The following is a 13610-nucleotide window of genomic DNA, read 5'->3' on the forward strand; positions in this document are numbered from 1 at the left end:
CTGCTTTTCCTCAGTAACCGGCCGCCTGGCCATCCTTGCGCATCTCGGTCGCGCCGGTGAGCACGCCCGTTTCCGGGTCGCGCGCAATGGCCTGGTAGCCGCCGAACATGATGCCGTTGTCGACCACTTCGACCTTGTGACCCATCGCGCGCAAGGCTTCGATAGTCCCGGTCGGGATGCCGGGTTCGACATAGAGAGTGCCCAGCGGGTCGGCGCTGGGACCTTCGAGGGCCTCGGTCGGCTGGCGGCCGCCGTCGTGGTTGAAACGTGCCGCATCGCCGGCCTCCTGCAAGTTCATGCCGAAGTCGACGATGTTGACCAGAACCTGCACATGGCCCTGCGGCTGCATCCCGCCGCCCATCAGGCCCAGCGTCATGAAGGGCTTTCCGTCCTTCTTCACAAAGGCGGGGATGATCGTGTGGAAGGGGCGCTTGCCCGGCGCATAGGCATTGGGATGCGCCGGATCGAGGCTGAAGATCTCGCCGCGGTCCTGGAACATGAAGCCGGTGCCGGGCGCAACCAGCCCGCCGCCCATACCGCGATAGTTTGACTGGATGAGGCTGACCATCATTCCGTCGCCATCCACAACGGTAAGATAGGTCGTGTCGCCCGGCCCTTCGAGCTTGGGTTCGCCCGGTCCGAAATCGGGTGTCGCGCGCGCCGGGTCGATCAGGGCAAAGCGTTCGCGCCCGTAGTCCTCGCGGAGCAGTCCCTCGGGAAAGCGCGCAAAGTCCGGGTCGGCATAGAAGCGCGCTACATCGGCATAGGCGAGCCGCTTGGCTTCCACCATGTAATGCAAGAGTTCGGGACTGCCTCGCTCCCACTGGGAGAGGTCGATATTCTTGAGGATGTTGACCATCTGCAGGGCTGCGAAGCCCTGTCCATTGGGCGGCAACTCGCAAAGCTCGTATCCGTCCTTGTATTCGGCGCAGGCCGGTTCGACCCAGTCGGAGCGATGTTCGGCGAAATCCTTACGGGTGAAGGCGCTGCCCTGTGTTTGCAGGTACTTGACCATGACCTCGGTCAGCGGCCCATCGTAAAAGGCATCGCGTCCGCCGGAGCCGATGGCCTCCAAAGTATCCGCTAGGTCAGGGTTGCGGAACATTTCGCCTGCTTCGGGCGGACCTTCGCGGAAATATGTCTCGCGCGCGTTTGAAAAATCGATGTAATCTGCGACCTGTTCATAGGCGCGCAGGCTACGGGCAAAGTAATGCGCGATGACCGGCGCAACCGGGTGCCCCTCGCGGGCATAGGTCACGGTCGGCGCGAGAATGTCGTTCATCGGCAGATTGCCGAAGCGTTCGTGAAGAGCGAACCAAGCATCTACCGTGCCGGGAATTGTCACCGGCATCGCGCCATAGGCGGGTATCGCAAGCTCGCTTCGCGCCATCGCCTTGAACTGTTCGAGCGTATGGCCCGGCGGAGCGACCTCCAGCGCGTCGATCTGCCGAAGCAATGTTGCCTTCAGCTGCTCTAGCGTCTGGTTCCTTGGCGAACGGCCGGAGCCGTTAATGCCGTGCAATTTACCCGTTTTCGGATCGTAGATAATGGCGAAGAGATCGCCGCCGATGCCGTTGCCGGTCGGCTCCATCAGCCCGAGTGCGGCATTGGCGGCAATCGCTGCATCGACCGCGCTTCCGCCAGCTTTTAGGATATCGAGCGCGACCTGTGTGGCGAGTGGATGCGCGGTCGCCGCCATGCCATGCTGAGCGACCACAGGACTACGCGACCAGTTGGCGCCCACCGGACGTCCGCCACCGCCGATCTGCTCCTCGACCGGGCGCTGCTCGGCTTCTTCCTGCGCTGCAGATGGCGTCGCCGCCAGTGCGACTGCCGCTACGCCTGCCAGTATCGCTCGCATATGTCTCTCCTCTGAGGAGAAACGTGTGCAGCCTTGCGGTCAGGCTGGCAAGGGCTTCGCATCGCGGGCGGTCGCCTTGCTGACCAGCCAGATGGCGAGCCATGCGGCGATGAAGCCCGGGACGATTTCGTACAGGCCGCCGTCGAGGCCCGGAAGCTGGCTGTTCCAGCCCAGCGCAATCCACGCCATGACCGTGCCAGCTCCGATCACGAGGCCCGCAACGGCACCTGCGCCGGTCATCCGGTCCCATGTCAGCGACAGGATAATCAGCGGGCCGAAAGCCGCGCCGAACCCGGCCCATGCGTTGGATACGAGGCCAAGCACTTCGCTGTCCGGATCGCTCGCGATCCAGATCGCGGCGAGGGCGACCAGTGCCACGCATATACGACCGATGTTCACGCTCTCGCGCTCGCTGGCGTTCTTGCGGAAGAAGAGCTTGTAGAAGTCTTCGGTCAGCGATGACGACGCGACCAGCAGCTGCGAACTGATCGTAGACATGATCGCTGCCAGCAGTGCCGCCAGGAGGAAGCCCGTCACGATCGGGTGGAACAGCAGATTGGCAAGCACGATGAAGATCGTCTCGGGGTCGTCGATGACGAGGCCGTTACGCTCGACATAGGCACGCCCGGCAATGCCGATGCCGATCGAGCCCAGGAGCGCCACGCCCATCCAGGTCATGCCGATGTTGCGCGCGGTCTTGACCTTCTCGACCGTGTCGATCGCCATGAAGCGCACGATGATGTGCGGCTGGCCGAAATAGCCCAGGCCCCATGTCACCGCGCTGATGAAGCCCAGCAGTGTCAGCCCGTTGGTCAGGCTCAGGAACCCGTCGACCGGCACCTCGGTAAGCGATCCGCCCCCTTCGCCGCCGCTGCCGAACATGACCACCAGTGGCATCACCACTAGCGCCAAGACCATGATAAGCCCCTGCACGAAGTCGGTCAGGCTGACTGCGAGGAAACCGCCGACCATGGTGTAGGCAAGCACGACGAGGCAGGTGATCCAGATGCCAAGCATGTAGTCGCTCATGCCGGTGTCCGGGAAAAGCCCGGCAAAGCTGGTTTCGAAGAGCTTGCCGCCGCCTACGAGGCCTGCAGCGGTATAGACCGAGAAGAACACCACCACGATGAGCGCCGAGATTACGCGCAGCGCCACGGCCTTGTCCGGAAACCGGTTGGCGAGGAATTCGGGAATGGTCAGCGCATTGCCGCGCTCTTCGGTCTGCTTGCGCAGGCGCGGGGCGACAACGACCCAGTTGACCAGAGCGCCGACGAACAGGCCGATGCCGATCCACGCCTCCACCAGGCCGGCAGCGTAAAGCGCGCCCGGCAACCCGAGCAGCAACCAGCCGCTCATGTCAGAGGCGCCCGCAGACAGCGCTGCGACGGCAGGATGGAGGTTACGTCCCGCGAGGAGGTAGCCCTCGCTGGTGTCGGTCGAATGGCGCCAGGCCCACAGGCCGATGGCGATCATCAGGACGAAATAAAGTGCGAGTGAAATCAGTGTTCCGGTCTGCATGGGGCGGCAGGTAACAAATGAAACCTGTGCTGGCCAGCTTTGCAGCCAAAGGTAGGTATGCAGGCCGTCGGGGACCGATAGACCGTGCCTGAGCGTTGGTGGCCCGATGCCGATGACGCTGGTCACCTTTGCCATGGCACTCGCCTTTTGCGCGGTGCACCTGTTCGTCGGCAGGCTCCGTTGGCTCGAGAGCACGCCGCGAAGCCGCTGGCTGTCCTTCGCGGGCGGTGTGGCAGTGGGTTACGTGTTCCTGCACATCCTGCCCGAGCTTGGGGCGCATGCGGGGACGTTCGAACAGGCAACAGGGCTCGATGCGCAGCTGGCCGAAGGACTGGTCTATACGCTTTCGCTTGCCGGTCTCGCGCTCTTCTACGGGCTGGAACGGGCGCTGGCAGCATCGCGGGACGAACGTATGGAGCGCGAAGGACGCGACCGACCGCACCACCCTGTCTTCTGGCTGCATATCGGGGCGAGCGCGCTGCTGGTGGCGCTAATCGCATACCTGCTCAACCACCGCGAGGACCCATCACCGGCAGGTTTGGCACTCTATTTCGCGGCGATGGTCCTGCATTTCATCACTGCCGATTTCGGCACGCGCGCCGACCATCCGGAAATCTACGACGCCCGCGGGCGCTGGGTTCTGGTTGCGGCTACGTTCGGTGGCTGGGCGCTCGGGCTGTTCGTCGAATTGCCGCCGATGGCGATAGGTTGCCTGTTCGCCTTCGTGGCAGGCGGTATCGTGCTGTTGGTGCTCAAGGAGGAACTGCCCGAGGACCGCAAGAGCTATTTCCTGCCATTCCTTGGCGGCGCGCTCCTCTACGCCGCGCTGGTGCTGGGCGAGACGTATCTGGCGACGGGTTAAATATCGCTTCCCGCTACTGTTTGCGCCATGTTAGGCCTCGCCAATCGAGGTCGGGGAGGGCAATCGATGGACGAGATCACGCATGTCCTGCACGGGGCGATCGGCTTCGGGGCAAGCGCTGCGGCGGTGGTGGCATTGATGGTTCGCAAGGGCGGGTCGTGGCACCGCCGCGCCGGCTGGGCATTCGTTGCCGGAATGACCTTCGCCGCGCTGACAACCTGGTATTTCATGATCGCACGGCCGTTGCCGCTGGCGATGGTTTCATCGACCCTCACGCTCTACGCACTCGGCATGGCACTGTTCGCGGTGAATGCGCGCTGGCCGGGCGCGCGCAGGTGGGAATGGGGGTTGTTCGCACTGCTGGCGCTGGTGATGCTCGGCATGCTGGCGACGGCGGCCAATCTCTATCGCGCCGGGTCCAACCTGTTCCCGGCGCCGCTGGCAATGTTCGCGGTGTTCTCGGTCTTCGCGGTGATTGACCTGCGCTACCTGCGTGCAGAAGTGATTTCGGGTGCTTCACGAGTGCAACGCCATATGCTGATGATGGCGCTTGCCGTCGCGCAGATGGTGATGGCCCCGACGATCATAGTCGCGCCTGACATCGGCGTGCCTACAGCCGTGATCGTTTTCGGTTCGCTCTTGCTGGTGCCGCTGATCTATTTCGGCTTCGGCGGCGCGGCGAGGCGCGCGGCGGCGAGGGCAGTCGCCGCCGACACGGTCTAAGGCCTAGGCCTGCGCCGCCCGCTTGGCGCGCTTGCGCTCGTGCGGGTCGAGGATGGCCTTGCGCAGGCGGATGTTCTCCGGCGTCACTTCGACCATTTCATCGTCGTCGATATAGGCGATAGCCTGTTCCAGCGTCATCACGCGCGGCGGGGTGAGGCGGATGGCATCGTCCTTGCCCGTCGAACGGAAGTTCGTCAGCTGCTTCGACTTCATCGGGTTGACTTCTAGATCGTCGGGCTTGGCGTTTTCGCCGATCACCATGCCTTCGTAGATCTTCGCGCCGCCGCCGATGAACAGTTCGCCGCGGTCTTCCAGGGCGTTGAGCGCATAGGGCACGGCTTCACCCGGAACCATCGAGATCAGCACGCCGTTCTGGCGACCTTCAATCGGGCCGCGATAGGTATCGTACTTCTCGAACAGGCGATTCATGATGCCCGTGCCGCGCGTGTCGGAGAGGAATTCGCCGTGGTAGCCGATGAGGCCGCGCGAGGGAGCGGAGAAGGTGATGCGGGTCTTGCCCGATCCGCTCGGACGCATCTCGGTCAGCTCGGCCTTGCGGCGCTGCATCTTCTCGACGACCGTCCCCGAGTGTTCGTCGTCGACGTCGATGACGACCGTCTCGAACGGCTCCATGCGCTGGCCGTTTTCTTCACGGAACAGCACGCGCGGGCGGCTGATGCCGAGTTCGAAGCCTTCGCGGCGCATGGTTTCGATGAGCACGCCCAGCTGGAGTTCGCCGCGACCGGCGACTTCGAAGGCGTCCTTGTCCTCGCTCTCGGTGATGCGGATCGCGACATTGGTTTCCGCTTCACGATAAAGGCGGTCGCGGATCATGCGGCTGGTAACCTTGCTGCCTTCGCGGCCCGCGAGCGGGCTGTCGTTGACGGCAAAGCGCATGGCGAGCGTCGGCGGATCGATCGGCTGCGCTTCGATCGGCGTCTTGACGCTGGGATCGGCGATAGTGTTGGCGACCGTCGCCTTTTCGAGGCCAGCGAGTGCGATGATGTCGCCCGCCTGCGCGCTTTCGACCGGCACGCGATCGAGGCCGTCGAACGAGAGCAGCTTGGTCGCGCGGCCGACTTCGATGACATTGCCCTGCGCATCGAGCGCATGGATCGGATCGTTCAGCTTGACCGTACCCGACTGGACGCGGCCCGTGAGAACGCGGCCCATGAAATTGTCGCGGTCGAGAAGGGTCGCGAGGAAGCTGAAGGGCGCTTCGGTGTCGAGACCCGGTGCGGGTACGTGATCGACGATAAGCTTGAACAGCGGCTCGAGATCGCCCGAACGTGCGGTTTCGTCTTCGCTGGCATAGCCGTCGCGGCCCGAAGCCCAGAGGCTCGGGAAATCGAGCTGGTCGTCATTCGCATCGAGGCTGGCGAAGAGGTCGAAAACTTCGTCCAACACTTCCTGCGGACGCGCATCGCCGCGGTCGATCTTGTTGACGACCACGATCGGGCGCAGACCGAGGCCGAGGGCCTTGCCGGTGACGAACTTGGTCTGCGGCATCGGACCTTCGGCGCTGTCGACCAGCAGGATGACGCCGTCGACCATCGAGAGGATACGCTCCACCTCGGCGCCGAAGTCGGCGTGGCCGGGCGTGTCGACGATATTGATGCGCGTGCCGTTCCATTCGACGCTGGTGCACTTGGCAAGGATGGTGATCCCGCGTTCCTTTTCCAGGTCGTTCGAATCCATTGCGCGTTCTTCGATGCGCTGGTTTTCGCGGAAAGTGCCCGACTGGCGGAAGAGCTGGTCGACGAGGGTTGTCTTGCCATGGTCGACGTGGGCGATGATCGCCACGTTGCGAAGGTCGCGGGACATAATATGTGCTTTCGTATGGATGCCGTAGCGGCGCGCGATTCCGGCGCCTTCAAATCGTGCGCGCCCCTAGCCGATATGGTGCACTGCGGCAAGCGGGTGAAAGCGCTTCGGCGAGGTGTGACTCTAAAACCACACTTTGCGACTGGCTGTGTATTAGCGGCGCTAAACGCTTGAGCGCACGGCGTGCACCCAATAATTCCGCATACGTCTGCGTGGTTTGGGGACTGTGAAGCAGACCAGACACGCAAGGTTTTGAGAGGAAGCCAACACAATGAAATTTTCTGCCTTCGGTCGCAGTGCGACTGTTCGTTCCGCCCTTCTTGTCGGCACTGCCGCGCTGGCCGTTCCTTCGGTCGCTGCAGCGCAGGATGGGGGCCAGGATCAGGCCGCGCAATATGATGACGCGGAAGAACAGGCTGAAAGCCCCGATCCCAATGTGATCGTCGTCACCGCGACCAAGCGCGAACAGACGCTGCAGGAAGTTCCGGTCGCCGTCAGCGTGACCACGGCTGAAACGATCGAGCAGGCGCAGATCCGCGATATCGCCGACCTTTCGACCGTCGTTCCCTCGCTGCGCGTCAGCCAGCTGCAGAGCGCCTTTGCCACCACTTATGCGGTCCGCGGCTTCGGAACGGACGGCAACAACATCGGCCTCGAACCCTCGGTCGCCATGTTCGTGGACGGTGTCTACCGCAGCCGCGCCATCGCGCAGATTTCCGACCTTCCCGACATCCAGCGTGTCGAGGTCCTGCGCGGCCCGCAGTCGACCCTGTTCGGCAAGAACGCCAGTGCCGGCGTCATCTCGATCGTCACCAAGAAGCCGGAATTCGACTTTGGCGGCATGGTCGAAGCCAGCTATGGCAACTACAACGCAAAGGTCCTCAAGGGCTATGTGACTGGCCCGATCAGCGACAGCGTCGCCTTCAGCGCAGGCGCAGGCTGGAACAACCGTGACGGCTACCTAACCAACGGCGCCAACGGCGACGACATCAATGATCGCAACCGCTGGTTCACCCGTGGCCAGCTGCTGTTCGACAACGGCGGCCCGTTCCAGGCTCGCATCATCGGCGATTACGACCGGATCGAAGAGCGTTGCTGCGGGGTCGTGAATGTCGCTCCGTCGCTGGAAACCATGGTGATCCAGTCTCCACTGATCGGCGGGCAGATCAACGACTTCCGCAACAATCCCGATGGCGACGTGATCTACACCGACGTGGATCCGATCAACAAGATCAAGAACTATGGCGTGTCGGGCCAGCTCGAATATGAGCTTGGCTCCCTCACGCTGACTTCGATCACTTCGTATCGCGAAACCTCGCTGTCGGCCAACCAGGATGTCGACTTCACCAGCGCTTCGCTGGCGAGCGGTGCGAACATCGGCCAGGCAGACATCGACACCTTCACGCAGGAACTGCGCATTGCGTCGGACTTCGATGGTCCGTTGAACTTCCTGCTCGGCGGATACTATTTCGACGAAACCGTCGATACCAAGGACCAGATCGTTTATGGTGACGACTTCCGCACCTTCGCGGACATCCTGCTGCAGGCCGCCACGACCAATCCGGTAACCGGCGTCCCGGCGTTTACCGTCGACACTCTCGAAGCCACTTTCGGCGGGCTGACCGGCCAGGATTTGACCGGTGATTTCTTCGCCAGTGGCCAGGGCTTCTTCAACAATATCGTCCAGGACAACGAAGCCTATTCGTTCTTCGGCAATGTCGATTTCGAATTCACCGACGGCCTCGTGCTGACGCTGGGTGCGAACTACACCAAGGACAAGAAGCAGATCGTTACCAACTCGCAGAGCACCGACGTGTTCGGCAGCCTGGTGATCAGCGACATTCGCGATACTGCCACCAATGTCGGCATAGCGCAGACTATCGGCGGTATTCTGGGTATCCCCGGAGGTTTTGCCGACCCGGCGACCGTCCAGGCCTTCGCGCTAGGCAATCCGGCAACATTCCAGGCGATTTCGCAGGGGGCCGCGGCGGCCACCGAGCCGCTGCTCGGCCTCACGGAGCTGCAGTTCCTCTTCCCGTTCCAGAACTGCCCGAACGTGGTCGAAACCTGCTCCACCGACGATGACGACTGGAGCTGGAACGCGCGTCTGGCCTACGAACTCAGCCCGACGCTCAACGTCTATGCAAGCTGGGCAACCGGCTACAAGGCTCCGAGCTTCAACCTGTCGCGCGACAGTCGTCCGGTTCCGTCCGATTTCGCTGCATTGCAGGCCCAGGGCCTGACGGTGAACAACCTGGTTCCCGGCACGCGCTTCGCAAATGCCGAGAATTCGGAGGTCTTCGAAATCGGCATCAAGGGCAACTGGGATTACGCAGCTGCGAACCTGACGGTTTTCCAGCAGAACATCGACGACTTCCAGGCGAACAACTTCACCGGCACTTCCTTCGTGCTCGGGAACGCAGGCAGCCAGGAAACCTTCGGCATCGAGTTCGACGGCAACGTCCGTCCAACCGAATCGCTAACGCTCAATGTCGCGATGACGTATCTCGATGCGATTTTCGAAAGCTACGTCGGTTCGCCGGTCGGCGACCTGAGCGGCAAAGATCGTGCGGGTGTGCCCGAGCTTTCGGCGGTGTTCGGCGCGACCTGGAACAAGGAAATTAACGACGCGGGCGATCGCCTGATCCTTCGCGGCGACTATTCCTACCAGTCGCAGGTTCCGGCGCTCGATGGCTTTATCAACTTCATCGGAACCGACCCCGTCACCGGCGAACCCGATTACGCTCCGGCGCAGGCAATCGCGCAATTCTACACGCGTGAAGTCAACAGCATGAACGCTTCGGCGACCTATGCCATGGCGATGGGCCTCGAACTGACCGTGTGGGGCCGCAACCTGCTCGACGACCGTTACATCTCCACCTTCTTCCCGGCGGTGGCGCAGGGCGAGGCAATCTCGGGCTACCCGAACCAGCCGCGCACCTATGGTGTGGCAGCGAAGTTCAAGTTCTGATCCGACCGGATCACTCGGATAAGGGGAAGGGGGGGCTTCGGCTCCCCTTTTCTTTTGCGCATATCTATCTGCAGCAAGTTATCGCCAAGAAATTGGTAATCTATTGGTGTAATATCTCCCAACCAAACAGGGGGTTGTTGCTATGGATCAGATGTTCTTGCCGTATGCGCGGTATTTCGAATTCGGTGGCCGCTCCACGCGCACCGAATACTGGCTTTTCACCTTGCTGCTGTGGTCGGTACTTTTGGTGCTCTTCATCATAGGCGGCGGCATGGATTTCCTGCTGCTCGATGATCCGGGCGCGATAGTGGCGGGCGCGGGCACAAGCATCGCCTTCCTGCTGCTGGGCATCTTCATGCTGTTCAGCTTCATTCCCGCACTGGCAGTTACGGTACGCCGGTTCCACGATGCCGGCTTTTCCGGCTGGGTCTATGTTGGTCTGGTCCTCGTGGCGATGATCCCGTTTATCGGGCTGCTCGCAAATCTCGCCATGCTGGTCATTGCTGTCCTGCCGAGTGTCGCGAACAACAAGTGGGGCGACAACCCAAACGATGACTGGGGTCCCACCTCGAACTACGGCTATGACGCTCCGGAAGGGTTCGAACGCCCGCAGGGCGTGCGCTATCGCTAAAGCGCTCTGAGTGCCTGGGCGGGTTTCGCTCGCAACAGCGGTAGCGACCCGCCCACGGCAAATCCCAGTACTACCGCCAGACCGAGGCCAAGCACGGCTAGGACCTGGCCCCAATCGGGCAGCCAGTCGAACTCGAACAGCTGCGTGACGACAAGCCATGCGGTGAACGTCCCGAGGCCCAGCGCGACCAGCGCCAGCGCGCCTGCAAGCAACGCATATTCCGCTAGCTGCATCGCGAGCACTTGCCTGCGGTCCGCGCCAAGGACGCGCAGGACCACCGTGTCGTAGGTACGTGAAGCCCGTGCGGCTGCAATCGCTCCGAGTAGCACAGCAAGTCCCGCCAACACTGCTACGCTTGCTGCCGCCAACGTCGCGAGGCCGACCTGTTCGAGGATCGTGCGCGCCTGCTGCAACACCCCGCCAACCTCGATCACCGAAGTGGAGGGAAATTCGCGCACCATCGCCTGCAGGAGCGGACCGGTCGGAGTGCCATCGGACAATTCGATGGTCGCAGCGAGATTGTGCGGCACGCCGCGCAGGGCATTCGGGCTGAGCACAAAGACGTAGTTGAAGCCCATGTTCTCCCACTCGATCGAGCGAGTGCTGGCAATGCGCGTCTCGACTTCCGCGCCGAGTATGCCGAAGGTGAGCTTGTCGCCGATTTCCAGCCCTGCGGCCCGGGCGAATTCCTCGTCGACCGAGACCAGATACTCGCCCTCGTACATCGGCCCCCACCATTCGCCGCCGGTCACGGTGCTGCCGGGAGGAACGTCTTCGGCATAGGTCAGCCCGCGCTCTCCGCGCAGGGCCCATGCTCCGTCGGGAATCTCTTCCAAGCTGGCAGTGCGAGTCATTTCGCCTTCGGAGCCGAATGCCAGCACCGAGCCGCGCAGTGCGGGGACCGCTGAGATGGTCGCATCGCTGTCTGTCTGGGCCACCAGCGTGCGGAAATCGGCCTCGCGATCGCGCGGCACGTCGAGGACGAAATAGTCCGGGGCCTGTTCGGGTACGCGGCTTTCGATATTGCCATCGATCGAGGTCTGGATCGCGGCGAGGAGCACGAAGGCGGCAAGGCCGAAGCCGAGCGCCGTAACCAGCGCGCCGGTACTCGATCCGGGCCGATGAATATTGGCGATCGCGGCTCGGGCTATGGGGCTTTTCGGACGCGGAAGGGAGGCGGCGAGTTTGCGGATCAGCCAGCCGAGGAGTGCCAGCAAGCCGAGAACGACTGCAGCACCGGCGAGGAAGCCGCCAGCCAGCTCGGGTCTGGTCGAAGTGGCAAGGGCGAGGATCACGATGGCGGCGAGGCCCGCGATCACGACGGCGACCGCAGACTTGTCCCGCGCAAGGGGGGCGACTCGCGCGCGCATCAGCGCCATGGCCGGGAACTGGCGGGCGCGCAGGAGCGGCGGAGCGGCGAATACGAGCGCGACCAGCAGCCCATAGGTTGCGGCAAGCAGCAGTGCGCCCGGATCCAGAACGAAGCCCGCATTGACCGGGAGCAGCCCCTCCAAGGCCTGCGCAAGAATCGGAACGACGGCCACGCCCACGACGAGCCCGGCCAGGCTGCCAACTGCCGATGCCGCGAAAATCTGCAGCGCATAGATGCGGGCGATATCACGGCTATCCGCGCCCAACACCTTCAGTGTCGCAACCGATTGCCGCCGCGCGTCGAGGTAGGAGGACACGCCGCCGCCGATGCCGATCCCTGCGATTACCAGCGCCGCGAGGCCGACCAGCGTGAGGAATTCGCTCATCCGCTCGACAAAGCGGTCGGTTCCCGGTGCTGCGCGCTCTGCAGTGTCGATGTCGAAGCCTGCGTCCGGGAAGCGCGCTTTCAGCTCGTCCTCGACCGCTTCGAGATCGCGCGGCGAGAACAGCGCCACGCGGGTCTTGCTCTGGTACATCGCGCCCGGTGCAAGCAATCCGGCCCGCTCAGGCAGGTCCTCGGCGACGATGATCGTCGGACCCAGTTGGAAGCCTTCGCCCAGCCGGTCGGGTTCGTTTTCGATAATCCCTGCCACGGTAAGCGTCTGGGTGCCGATGGCAATCGTGTCGCCCGGCTGCACGCCGAGCCGGTCGGCGGCCCCTGGTGCCAGATAGGCATCGTCGCCCTGCGGAGCCCCTGCTTCCCGGCCGCCGGACAGGGTCAGCGTCCCGTAGAGCGGATAGGCATCGTCGACTGCCTTCAGTTCGATGGGCGCCGCAATATCGTCCTTGCGCGCCATGGCCTGGAGCCGTGTGCCGGCAGAGATAGTGCCCAGTTCCTCGAGAGCGCCTCGTTCCTCTTCGTTGAGCGAGCGCTGCCACAGCTCGACCTGCACATCGCCGCCAAGGAAAGCCTGTCCATTCGCCGCCAGTTCGCGCTCGATGGCGGCGGTCAGGGAGCCGATGGCGGCCAGCGCCGCCGTGCCGAGGAAGATGCAGACGAGAAGCAGCCGCAGCCCCTTGAAGCGCGCATTGAGGTCGCGCCGGGCGATCCGCCAGGCGGTGGCCCAGCTCATGCGCCCGAAACTTTCGATGTATCGGTAGCGATCTTACCGTCGCCGATGGTCAGCACCCGCTCGCAATGCTCGGCAAGCTCAGGATCGTGTGTGATGACGAGCAGCGTTGCCCCGGTTTCTTCGCGCCGCTTGAACAGCAGTTCGACGATTTCGTGGCCGGTCGCCGCATCGAGATTGCCGGTGGGTTCGTCGGCAAAGATGAGTTCGGGGCGGGGCGCGATGGCGCGGGCGATGGCGACACGCTGCTGCTCGCCGCCCGAGAGTTGCTGCGGGTAATGGTCGAGCCGATGGCCGAGGCCGACAGCCTCGAGTTCCGCCCTTGCGCGAAGCTGCGCGTCGCTTTCGCCTGCAAGCTCCATCGGCGTCGCCACGTTTTCCAGCGCGGTCATGGTCGGGAGCAGGTGGAATGCCTGCAGCACGATGCCAATGCGGCCCCTGCGTGCGCGGGCGAGTTCATCCTCGCCCATTGCGGCGAAATCCTGTCCAGCCACTGTCAGGCTGCCCGAGGTCGCCCGCTCGAGGCCGGAGAGTACCGCCATCAGCGAGCTCTTGCCCGAGCCGGAAGGGCCGAGCAACGCCACGGTCTCTCCCTTGCGAATGGTGAGGTCGAGGCCTTTTAGGATTTCCACCGGTGCTTCGGCGGAACCAAGGGTAAGGCGCAGGTCGGCGGCGCAAATCGCGTCTTGAGAAGTCGTCACGCGGCTGCGATGGCAGAA

The 13610-nt window shown here is 63.3% G+C and carries 9 protein-coding genes; 4 read left to right on the forward strand and 5 right to left on the reverse strand.

Features of this window, described 5'->3' with window-relative positions; translation table 11 throughout:
- Positions 1 to 10: 10 nt before the first annotated feature.
- Both K3178_RS03645 and putP read right to left on the reverse strand, forming a co-directional pair.
- Positions 11 to 1861, reverse strand: coding sequence for a gamma-glutamyltransferase family protein (locus K3178_RS03645; RefSeq protein ID WP_221570011.1), 1851 nt, complete (start codon positions 1859 to 1861; stop codon positions 11 to 13).
- Positions 1862 to 1900: 39 nt separating this feature from the next.
- Complete coding sequence (putP, locus tag K3178_RS03650; RefSeq protein WP_221570773.1) at positions 1901 to 3379, reverse strand: sodium/proline symporter PutP; 1479 nt, start codon at positions 3377 to 3379, stop codon at positions 1901 to 1903.
- A gap of 112 nt (positions 3380 to 3491) precedes the next feature.
- On the opposite strand from putP, the gene K3178_RS03655 reads away from it, so the two are divergent.
- On the forward strand, positions 3492 to 4241 hold the full coding sequence (locus tag K3178_RS03655) for a hypothetical protein (RefSeq protein ID WP_247713501.1): 750 nt from the start codon (positions 3492 to 3494) through the stop codon (positions 4239 to 4241).
- 66 nt (positions 4242 to 4307) lie between these two features.
- Positions 4308 to 4964, forward strand: a complete 657-nt coding sequence (locus K3178_RS03660) for a DUF2306 domain-containing protein (RefSeq protein ID WP_221570013.1) — start codon at positions 4308 to 4310, stop codon at positions 4962 to 4964.
- 3 nt (positions 4965 to 4967) lie between these two features.
- On the opposite strand, the gene typA is transcribed toward K3178_RS03660, so the two are convergent.
- Positions 4968 to 6788 (reverse strand): translational GTPase TypA, encoded by a 1821-nt coding sequence (typA, locus tag K3178_RS03665; RefSeq protein WP_221570014.1) that lies wholly within the window; start codon positions 6786 to 6788, stop codon positions 4968 to 4970.
- A 271-nt stretch (positions 6789 to 7059) separates the two neighbouring features.
- Here typA and K3178_RS03670 point away from each other — a divergent pair, with 271 nt between their 5' ends.
- Together K3178_RS03670 and K3178_RS03675 are read left to right on the forward strand one after the other, a co-directional pair.
- The gene (locus K3178_RS03670) at positions 7060 to 9759 is read left to right on the forward strand and encodes a TonB-dependent receptor (RefSeq protein ID WP_221570015.1); all 2700 of its coding nucleotides are present in this window, start codon (positions 7060 to 7062) and stop codon (positions 9757 to 9759) included.
- A 142-nt stretch (positions 9760 to 9901) separates the two neighbouring features.
- The gene (locus tag K3178_RS03675) at positions 9902 to 10390 is read left to right on the forward strand and encodes a DUF805 domain-containing protein (protein WP_221570016.1); all 489 of its coding nucleotides are present in this window, start codon (positions 9902 to 9904) and stop codon (positions 10388 to 10390) included.
- On the opposite strand, the gene K3178_RS03680 is transcribed toward K3178_RS03675, so the two are convergent.
- Both K3178_RS03680 and K3178_RS03685 read right to left on the reverse strand, forming a co-directional pair.
- The gene (locus K3178_RS03680; protein WP_221570017.1) at positions 10387 to 12894 is read right to left on the reverse strand and encodes an ABC transporter permease; all 2508 of its coding nucleotides are present in this window, start codon (positions 12892 to 12894) and stop codon (positions 10387 to 10389) included. The genes K3178_RS03675 and K3178_RS03680 overlap by 4 nt on opposite strands.
- Positions 12891 to 13592, reverse strand: coding sequence for an ABC transporter ATP-binding protein (locus tag K3178_RS03685; protein WP_425594603.1), 702 nt, complete (start codon positions 13590 to 13592; stop codon positions 12891 to 12893). Before K3178_RS03685 ends, K3178_RS03680 begins: the two co-directional genes overlap by 4 nt.
- Positions 13593 to 13610 lie beyond the last annotated feature (18 nt).

It is taken from the genome of Qipengyuania sphaerica (genome assembly GCF_019711595.1).
GTDB lineage: Bacteria > Pseudomonadota > Alphaproteobacteria > Sphingomonadales > Sphingomonadaceae > Qipengyuania > Qipengyuania sphaerica.

What these genes read in the sequence shown, in the direction of transcription:
- K3178_RS03645 (WP_221570011.1), bottom strand. Translation starts at nt 1,861, where the DNA reads ATGCGAGCGATACTGGCAGGCGTAGCGGCAGTCGCACTGGCGGCGACG.
- putP (WP_221570773.1), bottom strand. Translation starts at nt 3,379, where the DNA reads ATGCAGACCGGAACACTGATTTCACTCGCACTTTATTTCGTCCTGATG.
- K3178_RS03655 (WP_247713501.1), top strand. Translation starts at nt 3,492, where the DNA reads ATGACGCTGGTCACCTTTGCCATGGCACTCGCCTTTTGCGCGGTGCAC.
- K3178_RS03660 (WP_221570013.1), top strand. Translation starts at nt 4,308, where the DNA reads ATGGACGAGATCACGCATGTCCTGCACGGGGCGATCGGCTTCGGGGCA.
- typA (WP_221570014.1), bottom strand. Translation starts at nt 6,788, where the DNA reads ATGTCCCGCGACCTTCGCAACGTGGCGATCATCGCCCACGTCGACCAT.
- K3178_RS03670 (WP_221570015.1), top strand. Translation starts at nt 7,060, where the DNA reads ATGAAATTTTCTGCCTTCGGTCGCAGTGCGACTGTTCGTTCCGCCCTT.
- K3178_RS03675 (WP_221570016.1), top strand. Translation starts at nt 9,902, where the DNA reads ATGGATCAGATGTTCTTGCCGTATGCGCGGTATTTCGAATTCGGTGGC.
- K3178_RS03680 (WP_221570017.1), bottom strand. Translation starts at nt 12,894, where the DNA reads ATGAGCTGGGCCACCGCCTGGCGGATCGCCCGGCGCGACCTCAATGCG.